Source organism: Sphaerisporangium sp. NPDC088356 (assembly GCF_040685555.1).
Classification (GTDB): domain Bacteria; phylum Actinomycetota; class Actinomycetes; order Streptosporangiales; family Streptosporangiaceae; genus Sphaerisporangium.
In genome coordinates this window covers 1-21,210 of the sequence record NZ_JBFBIK010000001.1, presented here as the reverse complement: position 1 = coordinate 21,210, position 21,210 = coordinate 1, and the positions used below count along the sequence as shown (strand labels likewise).

At 70.3% G+C, this 21,210-nt stretch carries 19 protein-coding genes and 1 pseudogene; 8 read left to right on the top strand and 12 right to left on the bottom strand.

All coding sequences use genetic code 11. The annotated features are described in order from the left end of the window. Positions 1 to 155 precede the first annotated feature (155 nt). From crtI (AB0O34_RS00100) to plsX, 3 genes are read left to right on the top strand one after another with little or no spacing between them, the layout of a single operon-like run. On the top strand, positions 156 to 1,631 hold the full coding sequence (gene crtI / locus AB0O34_RS00100) for a phytoene desaturase family protein (protein ID WP_363910857.1): 1,476 nt from the start codon (positions 156 to 158) through the stop codon (positions 1,629 to 1,631). Further along, a complete protein-coding gene (locus AB0O34_RS00095; RefSeq protein WP_363910855.1) occupies positions 1,628 to 2,527 on the top strand; it encodes a phytoene/squalene synthase family protein in 900 nt (299 codons plus the stop codon). Before crtI (AB0O34_RS00100) ends, AB0O34_RS00095 begins: the two co-directional genes overlap by 4 nt. A 13-nt stretch (positions 2,528 to 2,540) precedes the next feature. Further along, a complete protein-coding gene (gene plsX, locus AB0O34_RS00090) occupies positions 2,541 to 3,566 on the top strand; it encodes a phosphate acyltransferase PlsX (protein WP_363910853.1) in 1,026 nt (341 codons plus the stop codon). A 5-nt stretch (positions 3,567 to 3,571) separates the two neighbouring features. Here plsX and AB0O34_RS00085 read toward each other — a convergent pair whose 3' ends face one another. Then, entirely contained in the window at positions 3,572 to 4,312 is a 741-nt protein-coding gene (locus tag AB0O34_RS00085; RefSeq protein ID WP_363910851.1) for a spheroidene monooxygenase, read from the bottom strand. A 31-nt stretch (positions 4,313 to 4,343) separates the two neighbouring features. On the opposite strand from AB0O34_RS00085, the gene AB0O34_RS00080 reads away from it, so the two are divergent. Further along, positions 4,344 to 4,976 (top strand): glycerol-3-phosphate acyltransferase, encoded by a 633-nt coding sequence (locus AB0O34_RS00080; protein WP_363910849.1) that lies wholly within the window; start codon positions 4,344 to 4,346, stop codon positions 4,974 to 4,976. On the opposite strand, the gene AB0O34_RS00075 is transcribed toward AB0O34_RS00080, so the two are convergent. From AB0O34_RS00075 to AB0O34_RS00065, 3 genes are read right to left on the bottom strand one after another with little or no spacing between them, the layout of a single operon-like run. Next, positions 4,927 to 6,111, bottom strand: a complete 1,185-nt coding sequence (locus tag AB0O34_RS00075; RefSeq protein ID WP_363910847.1) for a glycosyltransferase family 2 protein — start codon at positions 6,109 to 6,111, stop codon at positions 4,927 to 4,929. The two genes, AB0O34_RS00080 and AB0O34_RS00075, sit on opposite strands and share 50 nt — an antisense overlap. Further along, positions 6,108 to 7,643, bottom strand: coding sequence for a phytoene desaturase family protein (gene crtI, locus AB0O34_RS00070; protein WP_363910845.1), 1,536 nt, complete (start codon positions 7,641 to 7,643; stop codon positions 6,108 to 6,110). The genes AB0O34_RS00075 and crtI (AB0O34_RS00070) overlap by 4 nt, the downstream gene beginning before the upstream one ends. After that, positions 7,631 to 8,644, bottom strand: a complete 1,014-nt coding sequence (locus tag AB0O34_RS00065) for a carotenoid biosynthesis protein (RefSeq protein WP_363910843.1) — start codon at positions 8,642 to 8,644, stop codon at positions 7,631 to 7,633. Before AB0O34_RS00065 ends, crtI (AB0O34_RS00070) begins: the two co-directional genes overlap by 13 nt. A 204-nt stretch (positions 8,645 to 8,848) precedes the next feature. Between AB0O34_RS00065 and AB0O34_RS00060 the strand changes: the two genes are divergently transcribed. After that, positions 8,849 to 10,012, top strand: coding sequence for a lactate 2-monooxygenase (locus AB0O34_RS00060; protein WP_363910841.1), 1,164 nt, complete (start codon positions 8,849 to 8,851; stop codon positions 10,010 to 10,012). A 286-nt stretch (positions 10,013 to 10,298) separates the two neighbouring features. Next, on the top strand, positions 10,299 to 10,958 hold the full coding sequence (locus AB0O34_RS00055) for a response regulator transcription factor (protein WP_363910839.1): 660 nt from the start codon (positions 10,299 to 10,301) through the stop codon (positions 10,956 to 10,958). 145 nt (positions 10,959 to 11,103) lie between these two features. On the opposite strand, the gene AB0O34_RS00050 is transcribed toward AB0O34_RS00055, so the two are convergent. The 4 genes and pseudogenes from AB0O34_RS00050 to AB0O34_RS00035 all read right to left on the bottom strand — a co-directional run bounded on the left by AB0O34_RS00050 (position 11,104) and on the right by AB0O34_RS00035 (position 12,863). Continuing rightward, a complete protein-coding gene (locus AB0O34_RS00050) occupies positions 11,104 to 11,601 on the bottom strand; it encodes a histidine phosphatase family protein (RefSeq protein WP_363910837.1) in 498 nt (165 codons plus the stop codon). 103 nt (positions 11,602 to 11,704) lie between these two features. After that, positions 11,705 to 11,812 (bottom strand): annotated as a pseudogene (locus AB0O34_RS00045) (histidine phosphatase family protein); the annotation flags it as partial. A 116-nt stretch (positions 11,813 to 11,928) separates the two neighbouring features. Further along, positions 11,929 to 12,408, bottom strand: a complete 480-nt coding sequence (locus AB0O34_RS00040; protein WP_363910834.1) for a hypothetical protein — start codon at positions 12,406 to 12,408, stop codon at positions 11,929 to 11,931. After that, positions 12,405 to 12,863 carry a hypothetical protein gene (locus AB0O34_RS00035; protein ID WP_363910832.1) on the bottom strand — a complete coding sequence of 153 codons (459 nt, stop codon included), beginning with the start codon at positions 12,861 to 12,863 and terminating at the stop codon, positions 12,405 to 12,407. Before AB0O34_RS00035 ends, AB0O34_RS00040 begins: the two co-directional genes overlap by 4 nt. Positions 12,864 to 13,466: 603 nt before the next feature. Between AB0O34_RS00035 and AB0O34_RS00030 the strand changes: the two genes are divergently transcribed. Continuing rightward, the gene (locus AB0O34_RS00030; RefSeq protein WP_363910830.1) at positions 13,467 to 15,437 is read left to right on the top strand and encodes a hypothetical protein; all 1,971 of its coding nucleotides are present in this window, start codon (positions 13,467 to 13,469) and stop codon (positions 15,435 to 15,437) included. Between the two features lie 138 nt (positions 15,438 to 15,575). Here the strand turns inward: AB0O34_RS00030 and AB0O34_RS00025 are convergent, their stop codons facing one another. Both AB0O34_RS00025 and AB0O34_RS00020 read right to left on the bottom strand, forming a co-directional pair. Next, positions 15,576 to 16,025 (bottom strand): hypothetical protein, encoded by a 450-nt coding sequence (locus tag AB0O34_RS00025; protein WP_363910828.1) that lies wholly within the window; start codon positions 16,023 to 16,025, stop codon positions 15,576 to 15,578. Positions 16,026 to 16,030: 5 nt separating this feature from the next. Next, positions 16,031 to 16,735 carry a lysylphosphatidylglycerol synthase domain-containing protein gene (locus AB0O34_RS00020; protein WP_363910826.1) on the bottom strand — a complete coding sequence of 235 codons (705 nt, stop codon included), beginning with the start codon at positions 16,733 to 16,735 and terminating at the stop codon, positions 16,031 to 16,033. Between the two features lie 447 nt (positions 16,736 to 17,182). Here AB0O34_RS00020 and AB0O34_RS00015 point away from each other — a divergent pair, with 447 nt between their 5' ends. After that, positions 17,183 to 17,791, top strand: a complete 609-nt coding sequence (locus AB0O34_RS00015) for a cellulose binding domain-containing protein (protein WP_363910824.1) — start codon at positions 17,183 to 17,185, stop codon at positions 17,789 to 17,791. Positions 17,792 to 17,978: 187 nt separating this feature from the next. Here AB0O34_RS00015 and AB0O34_RS00010 read toward each other — a convergent pair whose 3' ends face one another. Next, positions 17,979 to 20,549 carry a DUF6493 family protein gene (locus tag AB0O34_RS00010; protein ID WP_363910822.1) on the bottom strand — a complete coding sequence of 857 codons (2,571 nt, stop codon included), beginning with the start codon at positions 20,547 to 20,549 and terminating at the stop codon, positions 17,979 to 17,981. Positions 20,550 to 20,628: 79 nt separating this feature from the next. Next, positions 20,629 to 21,138 (bottom strand): SWIM zinc finger family protein, encoded by a 510-nt coding sequence (locus tag AB0O34_RS00005; RefSeq protein WP_363910820.1) that lies wholly within the window; start codon positions 21,136 to 21,138, stop codon positions 20,629 to 20,631. Positions 21,139 to 21,210: the final 72 nt, after the last annotated feature.

Here is a 21,210-nt window from a genome sequence, read left to right as displayed (position 1 = left end):
ACTGGCATTTCTCCCCTAATGGGACTTATGTCTTGTCCTTCGGGGCCACGCCTCCCGCGGATGCATCCCGCCCGATACGAGCGAACGCCGTGCGTGTGCATCCGAATCGCCCGTCACGGCCGAAAGGGTTAGCAACGATCAAAGGAGCTGCCCCAATGGTGATGGCGAGGCGAGGCCCGGCCGTGGTCATCGGAGCGGGTCTGGGCGGCCTCTCCGCCGCGATCCGCCTCGCCGCGGCGGGACGTGAAGTGACGGTCGTCGAGGCCCGGGACGTGCCGGGAGGCTGCTGCGGCACCGCGAGCCTGGGAGGCTACCGATTCGACACCGGGCCGTCGGTTCTGACCATGCCCGGCGTGCTGGCCGACACGTTCGCCGCGGCCGGCGAGGACATGGAGCGCTGGCTGCGGCTGCGCAGGCTCGACCCGTACTACCGGCTCAAGTACCACGACGGCTCGCACCTGGACATCGTGGCCGGGGAGGAGGCGATGACCGAGCAGGTGCGCGCCCTGTGCGGGCCGGCCGAGGCCGGACGGTACCAGCGGTTCCGGGGTCTGCTCGGCGAGATGTTCGAGACGGAGTGGCCCGCGTTCATCGACCGCGACATGACCCGGTTCAGGAACCTGGCCCAGCCGTACGCGCTGTCGCGGCTCGCCGCGCTCGGCGGGTTCCGCAGGCTCGACCGGCTCGTCAGGCGGCACCTCACCGACGACAGGCTGATCAGGGCTCACACCTTCCAGGCGCTCTACGTGGGCCTGTCGCCGCGGCGGGCCCTCGGCATCTACGCCGTGGTGGCGCACATGGACACCGTCGGCGGGGTCTACTTCCCCCGCGAGGGCGGCATGCACGCCATCCCGAAAGCCATGGCCGCCGTCGCGGAGAAGGCGGGAGCCACGTTCCTGTACGGCGTACGCGCGACGAAGATCGAGACGGACGCGTTCGGCGTCGCCGCCGTCCGGCTGGACACCGGCCAGCGCCTGGTGGCGGGCAACGCGGTGGTCGCCTGCGACCTGCCCCGCGCCCACGCGGGCCTGCTTCCGGACGGCGCCGGGGACTGGCGGCTGCGCCGCCCGAGGTTCTCACCGTCGTGCCTGGTGCTGCACTTCGGCCTCGACCGCCGGCTGCCGGGCCAGGCGCACCACACCCTGCACTTCGGCAGGGAGTGGGACTCCACCTTCACCGCCCTTTCCTCCGGCCGGCCACAGCCCGACCCGAACCTGCTCGTCACCTACCCGGAGTCCGACACGGGCGCGGCACCGGCGGGGCACGCCACGCTGACCGTGCTGGAGCCCACGGCCAACCTGCTGGGCGGCGGCGACTGGGACCGGCTGACCCCCCGCCTGGAGGACCGCCTGCTCCGCCGGCTCGCCGACCTCGGCTACGGCGACCTGCGGGGGGCGCCCCGGCTCACCCTCGACCCGCCCGAGTGGGAGCGGCGCGGCCACACGGCGGGCACCCCCTTCGCCCTGGACCACCGCCTCACCCAGACGGCGTGGTTCCGGCCCTCGGGAATGGCCCGACGCGTCCCCGGCCTGCACTTCGCGGGCATGCACACCGCTCCCGGAGTAGGGGTCCCACCGGTGCTGATCTCCGGGCGGCTGGCCGCCGAACGGATCCTGGAGGCCTCACCATGACGTTGACCGCCAGCTACGAACGGTGCCGCAAGCTCAACGCCTCCCACGGCCGCTCGTACTACCTCGCCACCCTGCTGCTGCCCGCCTGGAAACGTCCGCACGTGCATGCGTTGTACGGCTTCGCCCGCTACGCCGACGAGATCGTGGACTCCTTCGGCATGACGGAAGACCGCGAGACGGCGCTGGACGGCCTCACCGCCCGGCTGGCCACGGCCCTCGCGGGTGAGCCGGTGGACGACCCGGTACTGCCCGCGTTCGCGCACACCGTGCGGTCCTTCGGCATCGACCACGCCGACATCGATGCCTTCCTGCGGTCGATGCGCGCCGACCTGACGGTGAACCGCTACGCGACCTACGACGACCTGCTCGGCTACATGGAGGGGTCGGCCGCCGTCATCGGCACGATGATGCTGCCGGTGCTGGAACCCCTTCCCGGGGCGGAGGAGCGTGCCCGCGAGCCCGCACGCCAGCTGGGGCTGGCCTTCCAGCTGACCAACTTCCTGCGCGACGTCGCCGAGGACCTGGAACGCGGCCGGGTCTACCTCCCGCAGGAGGACCTCGGCAAGTTCGGCGTCGAGGTGGAGGACCTGCGCCGCCCGCGAGCCGTCCCGGCCGTCCGCGAGCTCCTCGCCTTCGAGGCGCGACGGGCCAAGGACCACTACCGCTCAGCGCTCACGGGCATCGAGCTGCTGGTCCCGTCATCGAGGCCGTGCATCCGCGCCGCGTACGAGCTGTACGGGGGCATCCTCGGCGAGATCGAGGCCGCCGGGCACGACGTCCTGGTGACCCGGGCCCGCGTGCCCCGCCGCCGCAGGATCGCGATCTTCGCGCGGCACCTGCTCGCGGCGTCCTCCGCGGACAGGGCCGAACGGCGCGTAACCGTCGAGACGCCGTGACGCGGGGGAGCCGGTGAGGGGAAGATCCATCGACCACGGCCGCGCGACGCCCCGGCCGGCCCACGCGGCGCCGGGGCCGGTCGTCGTCGACGCGATGGGCGGGGACCACGGACCGGCCGAGACGGTGCGGGGAGCGGTCTCGGCGGTACGCGATCACGGCGTGCCCGTCACGCTCGTCGGACGAGCCGGCGAGGTACGCCGGGAGCTCGCCCGGCACGGCGCCGCCGGAGAGATCGGCGTGGTGCACGCCGAGGACGTCGTCCCCATGACCGAGCGCGGCGCCGGCGCGGCGGGGCAGGCCGGATCGAGCCTGGTGATCGGGTGCGGGCTGGTCCGGCGGGGTGAGGGAGCGGCCTTCGTGTCGGCCGGCTCCACCGGCGCGGTCGTGACCTGTGCGATGCGGGCACTCGGCAAGGCGGAGGGCGTCCTGCGTCCCGCGCTGGCGGTGGCCCTGCCGAACCTCGCGGGCGGCTCCACCGTCCTGATCGACGCGGGCGCGACCTCCGACCCCACCCCCGAGATGATCGCGCGGTTCGCCCTCCTCGGCGCCTCGTACGCCCAGCTGGCGCTCGGGGTGGCCGACCCGTCCGTGGGGCTGCTGTCGATCGGCTCCGAGCCCGGCAAAGGCAACCGGCTCACCCGGAGGGCCGAGGAGCTGCTGCACGGGCTGCCCTTCCGCTTCCACGGCAACATCGAGGGCCATGACGTGCTGGCGGGCACCGTCGACGTGATCGCCACCGACGGCTTCACCGGCAACGTGGTGCTCAAGAACGTCGAGGGATCGGTCAGGGCGGCGTTGACCATGGTGGCACAGGCCGGCATCGCCACCCCGGATCGGCTGCGCGAGGTCGCCGGGCGCTACGACCCCCGCACGCACGGCGGCGCCGCCCTGCTCGGGCTGAACGGCACGGTCGTCGTGGCGCACGGCTCCTCGCGCGCCGCGACGATCGCGCGGGCCTGCGTGGTGGCACGCGACCTGGCCGAGGGCGCGGTCGTCACCCGGCTGCGCGACCACCTCACCGGCGAACCCGCCCCATGAGCGTCTCAGCCGAGAGGGTCGGCTCCGTCCCACGTGCCCTCGCTGCCATAAGGGGCGAACCGGGCGAACAGCTCCTCGGAGTACCAGCCTTCGTCCCGTACGCGGCCGACCACCCGGCGGTGGGCGGCGCCCCGGTAGGCGAAAGCCCGTACCGCGGCGGCGTCCCGCCACAGGGAGAACGTGGCCTGCCGGGCCAGTGGCCACTCGCCGACGCCGACCGAGGCCAGGCAGCCGTCCTGCCGCGCCAGGTCACGGTCGACGGCCGGGACCGAGCGGTAGAACGCGGCCAGCCGCCGCACCCGGATCGACGCCCTGGTCAGCACCGCCACCGGCCCGCCGCTCTCCGCTCCGTAGACCGGACCAAGACGCTCCGCTCCGTTCAGCGGACCGGGGTTCTCCGCTCCGTTCAGCGGGCCGGGCGGCTCTGTGCCGCCCGAGCTTCCGCACGACGTCAGCGGACCGAACGGCTCAATACCGCCCCAGCTTCCGCGCGAGGTCAGCGGCGCCAGCCGTACGTGCCACGCCTCCCGGGCCTTGCCGCGCCAGCGGGCCGCGATCGGCGAGCGGTCCAGGAACTTCTCCAGCGACGGCTCGTCACGCCACACCGCCAGCGTCGCCCAGCGGCGCAGGTCGGCCCCGAGGCTCATCGACGTACCCCGGCCGGTGCCCAGCAGGCGCCAGAACAGCAGCCCCTCGGTATGGCGCAACACCGGCCGATCGACGGCCATGTACCGCATGCCCCCCATATCCGCGTACCTGATGAGGTGAAATGAAGCGATGGTTCCCGTGCTCGTCGCGGCCATCGGCGGCTACCTGCTCGGCTCGGTGCCGGTAGCGGTACTGGTGGCCCGGGCGCACGGGTTCGACCCCCGTGACGTCGGCGACCGCAACCCCGGCTTCTGGAACATGAAGGAGCGACTTGGCTCGCGTCCGGCCGTGCCCGTCTTCGCCGGAGACACCCTCAAAGGGACGCTCGCGGGGCTGCTCGGCCTGGTCGCCGGTGGTGCCCACACCACCGCGTTCGCCGCGGTGACGGGGGTGAGCGTCGCGCCCGTGTACGCGGCGGTGGCCGGGACGAGCGTCGTGCCGGTGTACGCGGCGGTGGCCGCCGCGATGGCCGGCCATGCCTGGCCGGTGTTCGCGGGCTTCAGGGGCGGGCGCTCGATCCTGGCGTTCGCCGGGGGCATCGCGGTCATCTGCCCGCCGGCGTTCCTGCTCGCCGTGGCGGTCCTGACCGTGACGGCCCTGCTCACGCGGTCGTTCGCGATCGGCGCGCGGGCCGGGGTGTTCGGCGTCCCGCTCCTGCAGCTGTTCTTCGCGCCCGTGGGGCACGTGGCCGCGACCGGCGCGCTGATGTGCCTCATCGGTCTGCGCTTCGGACAGGCCGCCCTGGCGGGACGCCGGTCCTGACCTGGGGACTCGTCCCGACCAGCGTGCCCGTCATCGTGTAGGTGCCGGCCTTCGTGTGCGTCATGGCCTTCCTGTACGTACGGTCCCGCCAGGTGCGCACCGGCCACAGGCTCGCCTGCGTCAGCCGTACGGCCGTGACCGGGTCCAGCAGCGGGGACAGGAGCACGCCGGGCCCCGGCCGGGTGTAGCTGCCGCGCAACGCCCCGGTGAGCAACAGCCGCGCGGCCAGGAGCCCCAGATCGAGCCGGGTCGGCCGCCCCACGGCCAGCCGCAGCACGGGAAGAGCGGTGGCGAGCCACACCACCGCCAGGTCTCCCGCCAGCCGGATGGGATCGGTGACATCGCGCATCGGCAGGGACCGTCCCCACTCGCGCCACACGCCGGCCGTGGACTCGTGCATGTCGACCTCAAGCAGGTCGCCGCCGTCCAGGAAACGCACGGCCCAGCCGCTGCCCGCCAGCGCGCGGGCGAGGGCCACGTCGTCCGTCATGTGCCCGCGGACGCGCGCGAAGCCGTCGGCCGCCAGCATCGCCTCCCGGCGGAAGGCCATGCACTGCCCGTTGGCCACCACCCGGTGCGGAGCCGGGAGCACGCGGGAGCCGATCGGCCCGAACCGGTAGACCAGCGTCGCCAGGAAGGACGCGTGCAGGGCCTGCTCGGCCGGGCCGTCGCACACGAAACGCGGGCCGAGGCTCAGCAGGTCGCAGCCGTCCAGCACCGATGCCATCGCACTGAAAAGGCCCGGCCGCGGACGCGTGTCCGCGTCGAGGGTGACCACGATCTCGCCGGTGGCCGCGTCGAGCCCCTGGTCGAGTGCCCACTGCTTGCCGATCCAGCCGTCCGGCAGCGGCCGGCCCGCCACGACCCGCGCGCCCAGTTCGGCGGCCAGCCGGGCCGTACCGTCGGTGGACTCGTCGTCCACGACGATCACCTCGGTGACGGAGGGGTCCGCCAGCGCGGCGGTCACGCAGGGGGCGATGCGGCTCTCCTCGTTCCGCACGGGAATGACCACGCAGATCGACCTCCCGGCAGGTGCGGCCGTCCGCCCGAGCGGGGGCCGCCGGTCCCGGCCGCGCGCCAGCCGTACCCCGGCCACGATCGCGGCCACGGCCTGCACGACGGTGAGCGCTCTCATCGGGCCTCTTTTCCGGTTTTCCCGGCGAAGTCCTCGTTGACGAGGGATGCGACGATGCGCCCGCCCATGGCCACCAGCGGCAGGCCGCCACCGGGGTGCGCCGACCCGCCCACCAGGTACAGGCCCCGCCGGGGGCCGCGATTGCCCGGCCTGCGGAACGGGGCGAGCATGCCGCGGTAGGGGGTGCCGTAGATCGCCCCGCCCCACGCGCCGTAGCGATCGCGCAGGTCGGCGGGGGTGAACAGGTCGACGAACCGCAGCCGCCCCGACAGGTCGTGGCCACGGCTCGCGAGGCGGTCGAGCACGAGATCGCGGTAGGCCTCGGGGGACATCGGCCACCTGCCGGGATCCCCGGCGGGGACGTTGACCATCATCACCCAGTTCTCCGCGCCCGCCGGGGCCTGCGACGGATCGTCCACCGCCGAGCAACCGATGTACACGGTCGGATCCTCCGGGGGCCTGCGGCGGCCGAAGATGTCGGCGAACTCCCGCTCGTAGCCGGCCGAGAAGACGATGGAGTGGTGGGCAAGTCCCTCCGTCCTGCCTTCCACCCCCGCGAGCAGCAGGAACGCCGAGGACGAGAAGCCCAGGCCGGCGATGCGGCGCAGGCGGGGCCGGTCGGGCAGCAGCCGCCCGTACAGTGCCGCCGCGTCGGTGTTGGCGATCACGACGTCGGCCCGTACCTTCTCCCCGCCGGCCGCCAGCCGTACCCCGTGAACGCGCTCGCCGTCGGCCTGCACGCCGTCCACCTCCGCGTTCAGGTGGACCTCGACGCCGGCCTTGTCCAGCAGCGCGGCCAGGGCGTCGGCGATGCGCGGCATGCCACCGGGTACGTACCAGCCGCCGTGGCCGTGCTCGATCGCTGGTATGCACCCCAGCGCGGCGGGTGCCTCGTACGGGCTTGATCCGGCATAGGTGGCGTAACGGCCGACGTACTGGCGCAGGCGGGGGTCACGGAAGTAGCGGCGTGCCAGGCCGTCGAGGGTACGACCGGGGGCGACGGCCAGCAGGTCGGACAGCCGGGGCGTACGGCCGGAGGCGCCGGACGATCGGACTGTACGGCCGGGGGCGTGGGACGGCCGGGCTTCGTGGCCGTGCGGCCGGGGGGCGGTGGGCCATCGCATGAGCGGGCCGGTGAAGAAGGCGCGCTGCGAGGCCTCCCAGCAGCCCTGGGCCCAGCGGTGGAACGCCCGCCAGCCGTCGCCCTCACCGGGTGCGAGCCGCTCCACCTCGGCGGCCATCCGCTCCGGGTCGCGGTACGCCGGCAGCTCGGAGCCGTCGGCGAAGCGGTAGCGGCACAGCTCGTCCAGCTCCACGGCGTCGATCCGCAGGCCGAGATCCAGGAAGATGTCGGGGAGGGTGAGCAGCGAGGGGCCGAGGGAGAAGGTGAAGCCGTCCCGGCGGTGCTCGGCGAGCTTCCCGCCCAGCCGGGGGAGTCGCTCGTACAGCCGGACGCGGTGGCCGTCCCGCGCGAGCAGCAGGGCGGAGACCATCCCGCCCACACCCCCGCCGACCACGATCACCTCGACCATCGACGCCTCCACGCGAGCAGTGCGAACAGTCCCATGCATGCCCCTCCGGCGGCGGCGACGAGCGGATCGGGCGGCTCGAACACGGCCGCGAACCCGGCCGTCTCCATGACGGCCATCACGGTGTAAACGGCGACGAGCCCGGTGTTCGTGACCAAGGGCTCGGACGATCCGTTCGGTCCCGCCGGCTGCGGTGCTCTTGGTGATCCGGTCGATCCCTCTTCCCGTGATCCCCAGGATTCCTCCGGTCCTCCTCGCCCGGTTGATCCTGCTGGACTGTTGTCCGGCTTAGGGGCGGCTTCGCGCAGCACCATGTCGAGCAGAACCATGACCACCAGCGAGACGACCACCCAGCCCACGAAGTTGCTGATCGGCACGCCACGGTAGGGACCCGGGTCATCCCAGGCCCACAGCCCGAGCCGGAGCATCTGCGGATCGAGGAACAGATCCCAGGAGGTCAGGGCCAGTGCTCCCACCGCTATCCGAGCCGGCGCTCCGAGGCTTATCCGGGCCGGCGCCGCCGGCGGGATCGTGGGGCCCCGGGTCTCCGCGGTGACCGAGGTCCGAGCGTTGCCGGGGGCGACCAGCGCGGCCACCGCCTGGGCCGCGAGTCCCATACCGCCCCACGCCAGCGCCACGATCACCGGCACTCCGCCCGGCCGGGGCCACAACACGTCCGTGTACCGGTACGGGCCGAACGGTATCCCGGTCCTGATGCCGATCCACTCGGCGGCGTACCCGACGGCCACCACCAGCGAGAACGCCTTAACGGCCCGCGGAAGGCCATGGACCGCCGCGGCGAACGCCACGGCGCTGACCGCCAGCAGGAGGACCACGACGCTGGTCAGTTGGACGAGACGCGGTTGAAGCCCCGAGGCCACCTGAGCGGCCACCATGGCGACCAGGAACAGCGCCCCGGCCACGTTGAACCCCATCCGCGCGGCCGGGATCCACCTTCCTCTCAGCTCACGTGTATCACGCCGGTCGCCAATGGCCTCTTCCACACAGACTCATTCGAAGAGCATCCGGCATCAGATGCATCCGACCGGTACCGGTCGCCCGTACACGAACCCGGCAGACCGAACCGGGGCCGGCGATGTCCGAACCGATGATTGCAAGATCGTGGCAACTCGGTCAGCCGACCCGGCTTGCTAGCATGATCGTCTAGCAAGCGGTGGCATCGGTGCCGTCAGGCCGAGGGGTTGATCATGGGTTCGCTCGCCGACTTCCAGAACGAGATCTACCTGAACGGGCTCGGCGACGTCCTGCCGGAGCTGCCCACCGACCTCACCGCGCTCGAACACGTCGCGCGGGAACGGCTCACCCCCGAGGCGTTCGGCTACGTCGCCGGCTCCGCCGGGACCGAGTCGACGGCGCGGGCCAACCGGGAGGCCTTCGAACGCAGGCGCATCGTGCCCCGCATGCTGCGTGACGTCGCCGCACGGGACCTGTCGGTTGAGCTCTTCGGGCAGACGCTGCCGTCCCCGGTGCTGCTGGGCCCGATCGGCGTCCTGACGATCGTGCACCCCGAGGGCGAGCTGGCCGTGGCACGGGCGGCGGCGGCGCAGGGGGTGCCGATGGTGCTGAGCACCGCGGCCTCGCACTCGATAGAGGAGGTCGCCGAGGCGAACGGCGACGGGCCTCGCTGGTTCCAGCTCTACTGGTCCAAAGATCGCGACGTCGTGGCGAGCTTCCTTGAACGTGCGAAGGCCTCCGGTTACACGGCCCTGGTCGTCACGCTCGACACGCACACGCTCGGCTGGCGTCCGCGCGACCTCGACAGGGCGTACCTGCCGTTCCTGCGCGGCATCGGCGTCGCCAACTACTTCACCGACCCCGCGTTCCAGAAAGCGGTCGGCGGCTCGATCAACGACTCCAACCGGGACGCCGCGATCCTGCGCTGGGCGGCCACCTTCGGAGACCCCTCGCTCAGCTGGGACGATTTGGCGTTCCTGAGGGACTACTGGGATGGCCCGATCATGCTCAAGGGCATCCAGCACCCGGACGACGCGTGGCGGGCCGTGGACGCGGGCATGGACGGCGTCGTCGTCTCCAACCACGGAGGCCGGCAGGTCGACGGCGCCATCGGCTCGCTGGACGCGCTGCCCGGCGTGGTCGGGGCCGTCGGCGACCGGACCACGGTGCTGTTCGACAGCGGCATCCGCACGGGCCCCGACGTCATCAAGGCCCTGGCCCTCGGCGCCCAGGCCGTCCTGCTCGCCCGCCCGTACGCCTACGGCCTCGGCCTCGCCGGAGAGGCCGGCGTACGCCACGTGATCCGCTGCCTCCTGGCCGAACTGGAAATAGCCATGGCCCTGACCGGCACCACCCGCCCCGCAGAACTGACCCCCGACCTCCTGGCATCCGGCTAGTTCTCGCACCGTGTGGGGTGCCTTGTGATGGGAGGCCACCGTGCCGCATGGATACGAACCGATCTCCTAACCCCCACCCGTGAACCCCATGACGGGTGACCCACTTGACGCCCACCCGGGCCGTTACCTGCCGGGTCAGGTAGGCGGATGTGACGCTGTAGCCGGGACCTCGATACCTGGATGCGACCGCGGATCCACGTCTACGGTCCTCTCTCGGCCTCCTGCGACCGCGTTGATCAGCTCGCCCAGGCTTGTCACCTACGCGAAAGCGGACCCGGAGCCCGTCATGATCGGCGTGCTGGTCGTCGACGACAACCCCGTCGTCCGTTCGGCGCTGCGCGGTTTCCTCGACGCCACCGACGACGTACGGGTCGTCGGCGAGGCCGCCGACGGCCGCGAAGCGGTCGCCATCGCCCAGTTCGTCCAGCCGACCGTGACCCTGCTCGACGCCCGCATGCCGATCGCCGACGGCCTGTCCGTGCTCGGCGAGTTGAGCAGGCACACCAGTGTCCTTGCTCTCACCGTAGACGCCGACCCGGAGCTCATCGCTCGGATGCTGCGCGGCGGGGCCCGCGGTTACCTGGTCCACGGCGAGTTCGACCCCGGTGAACTGCAGCGCGCGATCATCGCCGTCGCCGCGGGCCACGGATGGCTGTCGCCCGTCGCCGCGGCCGTCGCGACCGCGGCCGTCCGCGACCACGGCGCCCACCAACAGGCCCAGCACGACCTCGCCGAGCGACAGCGCGAAGCCCGATCCCGCTACGCGCTCACCCAACGGGAACAGGACGTCCTGGCACTGCTGTCCGAAGGACTGTCCAACGCGGCCATCGCCCACCGGTTGCTGCTCACCGAGAAGACCGTGAAGAACCACCTCCACCACATCTTCGCCAAGCTGGGCGTGAACAGCCGTATAGAGGCTGTCTTGCGGTGGATCGGTCACACATAGCCCCGCAGAGCAGTGCCTCGCCGGCTGAGAGCGCCCGCGACACTCGGCTCGCCCCGACGCGGGCCGATCCTGAACGTATACACAGGCAGGTGGCCCTGGCACCGATGCCAGGGCCACGTCAGTGCGCCGGAGGAACGGCGACCCGTCACGCCGCGTGCGGATCTCCGGGAAGGATCAGAACTGACCGGCGGTGTTGCACTTGGCCTTCTGGGCGACGCAGTTCTTGACCCGGTGGCCGCGGCTCAGATGGGAACCCCGTCCAGCGCAGCTCTACGGGCAGATGCCCCATGTCGTTGTAGATGAGTACGGAGGAGGGCCGGCCGGGTGCGTACCGGATGACCGTGAGGGCCGCGTTGCAATGGTTCAGACCCAGCCAACGCCACTTCGGGGCGTCCTGCGCGGCCCGGACCAGCCATCCAACGAGAAAGTTGTGGGTGACGACGAGCTCATGGCGAGTCTCGTCGCCCTGTACCGAGCCGGTGAACCGTTCCAGCGCCTCGCGGGCCAGCCCTGTGCCGCGCTCGCGCTCTTCCGCCGGGAACTGGTCGAGGAATCGGAGCAGGTAGTCGGCCGACTCCGGCGGTAGCTCCTCCCGTCCCGGCATATAGGGCACGTAGTCTCCGGCGATCTCCGAAACGCGCACGGGAACGCCGTCCAGTTGTTCGCCGATCAGATGCGCTGTCCTGCGTGGCCCGAGGCAACGGGCCGTGGTGGATCACCGAGATAGGGATGTCCCGGAGTCGCCTACCAAGCAGTACGGCCTGCCTGCGACCCCTATCCGTCAGTTCGCTCTCATCCGCCGAAGCCTCACCGTGCCGGGCGACATACAGATAACGGGTCGCTGCTTCAGCCATGCCCTACCTCTCCGGTCAGCACTGAGAATCTCGTTCATCGCCCCGACGAGCGCAGGCGTTCTCGGTCTGTACGGATCGGGTCACGGGGTTAGGGACATCCTGCTCCAGGCGCTGGCTCACCGGCGGTGTCGGACGATCTGGTCGATCGCTGCCATGAGATCAGCTTCCTCGGCAAGCGGCGGAGCGCTCATATCGTTGCAGCAGGCAGGCTTTGGCTGGGCGCGGCCCGCACCATGACCGGATCGGTCCGGTAGCCCGAAGGATTTTTCGAGGAAGGCGTAGGGGTCGGTGTTGTTGTCGTGCTTGTCGAGGACCAGGAACGCGACGGTATCCATCTCAGGGAAGCTCATGACGAGCCGCCAACCCTCCGGAAGCTGGACAACGCAGAACCGGGGCCAGTCGCCTGGACCGGATAGCCGGTAGTGCGCGGCGGCGCATCCGCGCTGGGCGGTGTCGCGGTGAACGTGCACGAACGCTTCTTTGACCCGCCGCGGCGTCCTGGCGTCTCGGACGGCAGCGTCGACATTCTTGGCCACGAGGATCTGGAAGCGGGCTGCGCGGGGGGAATCGCCGGTACGGCGCGCGCGTGGACTCATGAGCGGAGCAGTTCCTCCAGGTCATCTTCGCCGTACTCCACGAAATCGGTGCTTTCCGCCAGTGTGTCCTGGGCTCGTTGCAAGAGGTCACGATCGCGAAGGGCGTCGATCACCTTCGCCAGTCGGCGGCGGCCGGGTTCGCCTTCCCCTATCTCTCGGAGCACTACCAGAACCCGGGCGAGTGAGGTGGCAGTGACCCGTGCGACACCATCTCCAGAGGCCGCTTCCAGGACTCCGTGACTCATCCACGAACGGATGGTGGGGATAGTCGTGCCGAGAAGTTCGGCCGCTGTCGCCAGTCGTACCGCTGAAGGGCGCGGTCCGCGGTCATGCCGTTGGGCCATGCGGCGGATCGCCGCGTGCAGGGCCCGATCCGCAGTCCGCCGCTGGGCCAGTAACAGCAGCTCGGCGAGATCTTCTACCGCGAGCCGCGCTTGCTCGTCATGTACGGCCATGCTCCAACCCTAGGCCTGGCTTCTTTCAAAAACAAGCATGATAATGAAAGTTAGACAGATCGTGAAGGGACTGGAGGTTCGCGCCCGTTTCGCTGCTTCATAAGCGGCGGAGGTCAGGTCGCCACGAGTAATAACGAAGCAGCGAGCCTGGTGTTTCGATCACAGCGTCGATTTCAGCACGGCGGTAACGGATGCGCTTGTCCTTGTTTGACCCTGCCGACCTTCCCGATCGCTGGGATCGACGAGTCGCGGAAGCTCATCGAGGATCCGCGCGTGCGGACGGTCCGCGTGGCCGACGTCGCCTACGCACTCGAGGAGCCGGATGCACCATAACGGCCGGTCTCTTCGTGCTCGGCCCAGCCGTACCCTTCCAGCGGGTCATCGGGGTCGAGTGTCCGGCTGTCGGAGAGGAAGGTGGCATGCGTCCGCGGGCGGGGAGGATGGCCGCCGATTTTCCCGACAGGGCACTGGAGAACGGGCCGGTGCCGGGGTGGTTCGGGTAGCCTCGCGGGCGACTCACTCTGAACCGAGAGTAGGCATGAGACGACGGAGAGCGTGATGCGGACCCATTTCGAGCCGGACGAGGTCGAGGAGTTAGAGTCCGTGCGGGAGCTGCTGGTCCGTCGCTGTCAGACCTGGGCGGATGAGCGGGGCATGCGCGCCGAAGGAACAGTGATCTCCGCGGCTCTGGATTCGCGGCATCACAGTCGTGACGGGCGGCTGGCCTTCTGGGGGCCCGGCGAGGTGCGGCGGTTGCTGCTGGAGTGGATTCCCCGGCAGGTCATCGCCGACCGGGAGGTCCTCGACGCCGCGCCAGAGAGCCTGCTGACCCTGCTGAGTTATCTGGCCGCGTCCGGTCTGCGTGATCCTCGTGGCTCCGGTATCGCGGAGCTGGAGAAATCCGTCACCGAGGTCGCGGCGGAGTATCCGGACGCGTTGGCCGACCCGCTGCGGCAGGGCATCGGGAAGTTCTGGGCGCAGACGGCGCTCGAAAACGGCGTCGATCTCACCGACCAGAGATCATTGGAAGCGTTTCAGTGCGAGATCACCGCAGGGCACGTACGGTACGACCAGAACGTGCTCGACAACCTGATGCAAGCCCACTTCCTGCAAGGGGAACATCGATTCGACCAGGAGCGGGCCTTGGCCCAGCCTCCGGTGGCTCTCCCACCCGCCGCGGAACTCGCCGGGGCGGCGGCTCAGAGCAGGGTCGTATGGCAGCTCACTACCCTGGCCGACTGGGTAGGGGCGGACGGGCGGCAGCTCACCGCCGCCGGTCACCCGAAACTGGGCGACGCCAGAGAACTGGCCGGCTTGCTCGGTACCGAAGAGCAGGAAATGAAGGTGCGCAGCTCGGCCGAGATGCGCCGCGTCGGTCTGCTGCTCGCCTGGGCGAAGAAGGCACGCCTGCTGCGGGTGAGCAAGGGACGACTGCTACGGGTGGCCAAAGCCGCGCCGATCCTGCGCGACCCTCAGGCGCTGTGGTCGCGCGCGTTCGAGGTGTTCTTCGACCTGGGCGCCGCGATCGGCGCGCCCGCCACCGGTTGGAGCGCATCCTCCATGCTCGTCGAGACGTTCGACGAGGTTCTCCCCGACGTGCTGAACAGCGCGCACGGCATGCCGAGTCCCGTTCCTCTGGCCCGGCTTCAGGAGACCGTGTGGCTGGCGTGCTACGGATATTTCATGCCCGACGCCGGGGATGACCTTCGGGCTGAGTTTTGGCGGCGGCAGGTCGGCCGGGACCTGCTCATGGCGCTTGAGATCCTGTCCGAGCTCGGCGTGGTGGAGTTGAGTCACGGGGTTCCGGACGAGCTGTACTCCAGTGATCTCGGGTGGGCCGATCAGCCCCTCCCGCCCGAGGCCCGCGCTCGGCTCCTGCGAAGCCTGGCCGAGCCGGGCCTGCTGATCGAGCTCACGCCCCTCGGTTTGAGCGCGGTACGGGAGCGGATGCTCGTCGACGGCAGGGACGTTCCGCTGCTCGGCGAACTGGCCGCTGCCCCGCCGGCGGAACTGCTGGGTGTGCTGGCTCAGCACTATCCTCCGGAACAGGCCGCCGTCGAGCTCGAAGGGTGGCTGGCGGCGCACGGGGGAGACGTCGAGTCCCTTCTCGACGCGGTACGCGCCTGTCCTTTTCGTACGCGGACGGCGGCGATGCTCGCCACCCTGGTGGAGGCACGCGCTGACGGGCGATCGCTGCTCACGCGGTCGCGCCGTGATCCAGTGCTGGGCCCGATCGCCGTGACGGATCTTCTGGACGCGGGTGAGCTGAGGCCTGAGGACCTCACCTCGCGGGAGCATCTGTTGCTGCTGGCCGAAGGATTGCTCGTGCTCCTGGAGCTCGGTGGTCCTGAAGCCGTCATGGAGCAGCTCGGTGAGATGGCGGGGAAGGACGCCCTTGGGATGATCGAGGCGGTGCTGAGCTCAGGCCATTCCGATCGCGCGGCTCTGGAGGAACTGCGCACACTGGTGGGCGAACCGATGCGTACACGAGCTCACCGGTTGCGCCTGATACACAGCCCTGCCCCCGGATCCCGAGGCCGCCACGGAGGAGCCCGCAAGAAGCGCAAACGCTGATATCAGCTCTTCATGAGTACGACGACGCCAACCTTCGGCGGTTCGGTCTGGACCTGGACAGGCTGCGTTCGGCGGCGGACGCCGGCAAGGCCTGCGCGTACGTCGACACGATCGCCGGGATCGACAAGCTGCGGAAGCTCATCGAGGACCCGCGAGTGCGGACGGTCCGCGTGGCCGACATCGCCTACGCGCTCGAGTAGTCGGCCGAGGCCGGGCACGCCGACCGGACAGCCGCTTGATCTGAAGGTCGCCTGGAACGGCGTTGGCTGAGCCGAGGGCTTTCTCGAGTTGTGCTTTGCTCATGGTGGAGCGGCCTTTGATGTTGCGGCGTTTGGCCTCCGCGTAGAGCTGTTCCTTGGTGCGGCCGCCGGCTCCGGTGTGTGAGCGCAGGCCGCCGCGCCGGGAGGAGGAGATGTCCTGGAGCGAGGTGCGGCTCGCGGTCTTGGATTCCCCGGCGCGGGCGCGTTCCTTGTTCACCGTACGGGCCGCGATCTCCTCGGCGCGGCTTTCCTTCTCCCCGCGCCGCAGCACGCTCTCCTTGATGTGCTCGTACTGCCGCTCACGCTTGGGACTGGAACCACGGGGCATGACACTCACCTCTTCACATCGCCCATTTCCTGCCTTACCTTTCCGCTACCCACGCCGCCCTGGCCGACACCGGCATCACCAACGCCCCAGGCCGACTCTCGACGATGCTCTTGAGCCAATTGGTGTGCCTGCGGCGGGTGAGGGCCCATGCGCTGATGGCGAGGCCCCCGTAGGGGATCTCGATGAGGTGCCCAGAACCAGAACAGCAGGACCGCGGCTCCCACGGGGGCCGGGGCGTAGCCGAAGGAGACCAGGAGGGCGGCGGTGCCGAACTCGCTGATCCCTGACCCGCTGGGTGTGATCAGGACGGTGGTGAGCACCCGATTGAGGGCGAAGGCGGCGAGGGTGGCGGCGGCTCCGGGGTAGACGCCGGTGGCGTGCAGGCAGTACCCCAGCAGGATCGCCTGAAATCCCTGGTAGCCGACCATCCCAAGCGTCAGGCTGGGCCAGTTCGAGTTGACGACCTCGGCGGTGTCGGCGCGGAGCCGGTGCAGGGCTGCCGAGGTCGCGTGATCCGCGCGGCGGAATCGCCGGGGGAGCAGTCGTGCCGCCCTGTCGAGCAGATGGCCCAGCTTCACGGCCGCCCGGTCCCAGTAGAGGCCGACTCCGGTGATCACCACGAAGGCGGCGATGCTCAGGCCGCCCGCGAGGGCGGCGCCGGCGATCCAGTGGTCGGGCACCCGCCCGGCGGCGAGAGGCCGCTCGGCCATGGCCCACCTTTCTCGATTCGGGCGTGCCACGGAAGGTGCTGCCTCGGCGAGGGCTTCTCCCGCGACCCGAAGACCTCATACCCGGCATGAATCGGTCGACGAAATCAGTGAACCTTTCAGCCTCCGGTGCCTCTCACCAGGGCTGTCCTACACCGCGTTGGCACCGTGTTGACCGTACGTGGCCCTGAGATGACGCTCTTTCACAGCAGGAGCCGTTCGAGACGAGGAGGCAAGTCAATGCGAGGTCGGACATGGCTGGGAGTTTGGGCCGCCGCAGGGCTGGTGACCGCCGCCCTGATCAGCCCGGCGGCCGGAAGCGCTTCGGCCGAACCATTACCGTCGCCATCGCCGTCCGTGCCTAATGTGTGCAACACGGGTCCGTCGTCCCCGACCCCGCCGCCCAATACCCCGCCGACCGCGCCGGGGACTCCTGTGGTGGTGAGCGTCATGATGAACTCGGCGCGCCTGAGCTGGGCCGCTGCCACCGATTCGGACGGCATCGCCTGCTACTACGTGTACGAGGACAAGAACGGCACCGCCACCCGGGTGACCACTTTCCAGTCTCCGGCCACCGAAGGGACGGTTTACCTGCCGTTCCCTCCGTCTGGGGTGGCCTCGGAGACGCACCACCTGTACCTCGTGGCCGTCGACTCGCGGGGCGCGGTGGGTCCGCGGTCGGGAACGGTGGCGGTCACCATCTACAACGACATCGTCACGCCGCCGTCCTCGCCACCGCCTACGGGAAACTGTGATGTGGACTACCGCTCGTGGTCGTGGAGCGGTGGGATGTCCTCGGACATCGCGATCACCAATACCGGCTCGACACCCATCTCCGGCTGGCGGCTCACGTTCACCTTCCCCAGTCCCGGTCAGCACGTGACCTCGGGCTGGTCGGCCAACTGGGCGCAGCTCGGAACCTCGGTGACGGCCACGACGCCGTCCTACGAAAAGGGCATCGCCCCTGGACAGACCCGCTACATCGGCTTTCTCGGCACCAACACGGGCACCAACCCCGCCCCAGCAGGCTTCTATCTCAACGGGGCACTTTGTAGCTAAAGCGGGCACCCACCCGCGACGTCCTGGACTGGCGGTACGTGGTTCTGATGGCCTGAGTGGCGCGGTCGCGGGCTTCTCATGAGAGATCCCGGGAGTAGGAACCGTTTGCGCGGGTGAGCGGTGAGCCGTACTCCCTCGCGTACCGCCCTCGTCCACCCCCGCAACTGAACGGCACCGGTCCCGCTCGTCAGGGGTGGAGGAGCCGGGTGAGGCGGAGTGCTTCGCGGACCATTCGGCTCGATCCGCCGCGTGCGGCGATGGCGGCCAGGCCGGGGATCGGCGTGGTGTCGCCGGCTGGGGCGGTCTTCACGCCGAGCGCGATGAGGTCGGCCAGGCCGCTGGCCGGACGCTTGCCGTCGGCGGGCAGGAGGTGGGGAAGAGCGGCCGCGACGATCCGCCAGACCTGTGCGCCCGCGCCCGCCCGCTCCGCCTCGGTCAGGGACGGAATGATGCGGCTCAACGTCACCATTTCGTGTTCGACCAGGTGACCGAGCTGGTCTCCCACCTCGGTGGCGGGCAGGTCGCCGGCTACGGCGACGGCGAGAAGCACATCCAGCGCCGCTGTACGTTCGGCGGGGTCCGCGTCGTTTAGACGGGTGACCAGCATGGTCGCGAAGGCGGGGCCGAGAGGGCCGCCCGCTCGGGCGAGATCGTGAAGGACGAACAGGCCAGGGTTGCGTTCCGGCCAGGTCCAGTCGAAACACGACAGCAGGTGAGCCGCGATGACCCCACGATGGGAGGGCATGACCCCACTCCACCAGTTGATGTGTCCGCCGGGGTGACTGAGGTAACCCTGGTCGCGGAACAGCAGGTCGATCAGGTCGAGATCGACCGATGAAGCCGCGATGAACGAGCACGCCTGCGCGTAGTTGTAGGAGGACCCTGATGGTTCCCCCTCGTCGAACCAGCGATGGGAGGCGCCGTCGGTGTAGCGGTACCGGATCGTCACGACGGGATCGACGGGTCTGTCTCCGGACAGCCAGCGCGCTACGAGGAGTCCGGCGGGAGTGGTGAGCCGGGCGGCCTTCGCGGCCACCTCAGTGTCGAACTGCCGGGGGAGCCGCAACAGCGCCTGCTGTAGATCGGCCTTCGGCGGGTTCATGGCCACGGCTTCCAGCCGTTCGAGGCGGGCGAGGAGTTCGGCGGGATCGATGTGGCCGCTCGCGGAGGTCGGAGTTGCCAGCAGCACCGGTGGCAGGTCGCCCGCCCGCGCCAAGGTGAAAAGCTCGGCCATCCGGTGAAGGACGACCATGTGCGGAGCGGAGAGCTGGCCTGACCTCGGCAAACGGGGTGCGGGCAAGGGAATTTCCAGGGAGGCCACGGCACGCATGGTCGCCCAAAGCCACGCCGGCGGATCGGCGATGCCCTTCCATCGGCATGTGTAATCCGTCAGCGAGGCCATCGCTGCCCGTACGGCCGTGTGGTCCTGGTAGGTGAGCTCGACCAGCCCTGCCATCAGGCGTTCGGCATCGAGCCAGCCGATTTCACTGGAGGGGTCCGCGAGGCGGGCGAACCCCGCGCTGAGTTCGGCCGTCGTGGTGATGGGAGGCGGGAACTCGGCCTCGGGCAGTTTCGGAGCGATCAGCGAGGCTGACGTCTGTCCCCGCGCCGGCTCCTCCGAGATGCCGAGACGGGTGCGTAAGTCGGGCGGCAGGGCGGCGGACGCGTCGCGGAGCGGTTCCAGGTCCAGGTACGCGGCGTGCTTGACGGCGAGCCGTACGGCGCGTTCCTGCACGTCCGAAGCCTCGTGACCAAAGGCTGCCGTGAGGGCCGCGCCCGCCGCTCGCGCGTACTCGGGCGCCAGCCGTACGGACTGGTCGAGCCAGGAAAGGCCGGCGCGCACGAGCTTCTTCTCCGGCCGGAACATCAGGGCCTCCACGGCCTGGGCGAACTCGCCGGGAGATACGGCGGGCAGTTCGCGCAGGTGGCCTAGAGCCAGTTCGGCGACTGTGCCGGGCGCGGCAGGCAGCAGCCGCAGGTAGTCGCGGACCCGGGGTGCCAGCTCACCGTGGGCAGGTTCGAGCGCCTGGTGCAGGCGGACGAAGAAACGCAGCTCAAGTGCGGTGCCGCCACGCAGGAACCGGCCGACGCATCCGTCCAGCAGCATGGCACGGTCAACCCTTCCGCTGGCGGTCAACGCGGGAAGCCCACCCAGCCAGGTGTGGTCGGCGGAAGGGTCGCTCTCCCACTGCAGGGCCTCACCGACACCCTGGGCGTGAAAGATCCGCGGCAGGAGGGTGTCCAGCAGCGGGTCAGCGGCCAGCACGTCGGCCATCCGCCGAGGGCCGGGTGCGGCGGACACCCAGCCCACGACGAAACCGTCGTGAGTCGGTGGTTCGATGCCGGTCTCGCGGATCAGGGAGGCGGTCAGCTCGTAACTCGGGCCGCGGCCACGGAGCTTGCTCGCCAGTTGGACCGCCAGCGCGGCCTGCCACGCGTGCGGCCGGGCGCGGACCAGATCGAGCAGCCGCGGGGTGTCGTCGACCGGTTCGTCGGCGCCGACCAGGCCTCGGCGGGTGAGCCAGGACGCGACGGAGGTCGAGGCGGCGATCGTGCCGGCGCCTGCCGCGCGCAACGCCTCGGCGTGCTCCCCGGCGCCTCGCCAGGAGTCGAAATAGGTCCGTAAATGCTTGAGATGCTCCGGCAGTTGCTTGGCTATCTCGCTTTTGGCGTCATCGTTGAGCGTCACGACCAGCGCGGCGACGCCATCGGCGTCACACTCGTCGATCATTTTGCGCACGTCGTCCCACGCGGTCACGCTTGGTCTCCCTTGATCAGGTTATGTACGTCGTCCCACGTGGTCACGCCTGGGCACCCTCGATAGCCGACCCATGCGGTCATGCCTGGGCACTCTTCACGAGCTGCACGGCGAGCACGTGCTTGCACGGTCCCCGTTGTCCTTGATGTCTGGCCCACCACGGGCACGTACAGGCGGTGCCGCGTACCTCGCGAACGTGGTCGCCGGAGGTCACCAGGGCTCGGCCGGGTCCGTCGAGCCGTACCGCTCCACCATCGGCCAGCTCACGGGCGGCCCTGGCCCGAGGGTTCATCGCGGAGACCTTGTCACGGTCGTAGGGCAGCTCGCGGTGGAAGTAGGCGGCCTCGGAGGTGTCGTAGCCGACCCGGCCGGCCGCGCCGAGCTGGATCAGCGCGGCCCGCACCCGGGAGGCGTCGAGCCCGGAGCGTTCGGTCACCAGGTCGGTCTCCACCCTCGGCTCGAAGGCCAGCAACGCCCCCACGAGATCGGCGTCGTCCGCGACGTCGTCGGAGGCCAGCGTCTGGAGCACGGCGCCCTCGGTGGAGAAGGAGCGCTCGCTGTCCGGGGACAGGGTGAGCACGTACCGCATTCGATCTGTTCGACCACCCGCCGCTCGGCTTCACAGCGGCCCGCCCGTCCTGGGGCGATCTCCCCAGCGAGC

Coding starts and splice junctions, on each gene's coding strand:
- AB0O34_RS00025 (WP_363910828.1), bottom strand. CDS start 16,025: ATGCCCCGTGGTTCCAGTCCCAAGCGTGAGCGGCAGTACGAGCACATC.
- AB0O34_RS00060 (WP_363910841.1), top strand. CDS start 8,849: ATGGGTTCGCTCGCCGACTTCCAGAACGAGATCTACCTGAACGGGCTC.
- AB0O34_RS00095 (WP_363910855.1), top strand. CDS start 1,628: ATGACGTTGACCGCCAGCTACGAACGGTGCCGCAAGCTCAACGCCTCC.
- AB0O34_RS00005 (WP_363910820.1), bottom strand. CDS start 21,138: ATGCGGTACGTGCTCACCCTGTCCCCGGACAGCGAGCGCTCCTTCTCC.
- AB0O34_RS00040 (WP_363910834.1), bottom strand. CDS start 12,408: ATGAGTCCACGCGCGCGCCGTACCGGCGATTCCCCCCGCGCAGCCCGC.
- AB0O34_RS00015 (WP_363910824.1), top strand. CDS start 17,183: ATGATGAACTCGGCGCGCCTGAGCTGGGCCGCTGCCACCGATTCGGAC.
- AB0O34_RS00035 (WP_363910832.1), bottom strand. CDS start 12,863: ATGGCCGTACATGACGAGCAAGCGCGGCTCGCGGTAGAAGATCTCGCC.
- AB0O34_RS00080 (WP_363910849.1), top strand. CDS start 4,344: ATGGTTCCCGTGCTCGTCGCGGCCATCGGCGGCTACCTGCTCGGCTCG.
- AB0O34_RS00075 (WP_363910847.1), bottom strand. CDS start 6,111: ATGAGAGCGCTCACCGTCGTGCAGGCCGTGGCCGCGATCGTGGCCGGG.
- AB0O34_RS00085 (WP_363910851.1), bottom strand. CDS start 4,312: ATGGGGGGCATGCGGTACATGGCCGTCGATCGGCCGGTGTTGCGCCAT.
- AB0O34_RS00020 (WP_363910826.1), bottom strand. CDS start 16,735: ATGGCCGAGCGGCCTCTCGCCGCCGGGCGGGTGCCCGACCACTGGATC.
- crtI (WP_363910845.1), bottom strand. CDS start 7,643: ATGGTCGAGGTGATCGTGGTCGGCGGGGGTGTGGGCGGGATGGTCTCC.
- crtI (WP_363910857.1), top strand. CDS start 156: ATGGTGATGGCGAGGCGAGGCCCGGCCGTGGTCATCGGAGCGGGTCTG.
- AB0O34_RS00055 (WP_363910839.1), top strand. CDS start 10,299: ATGATCGGCGTGCTGGTCGTCGACGACAACCCCGTCGTCCGTTCGGCG.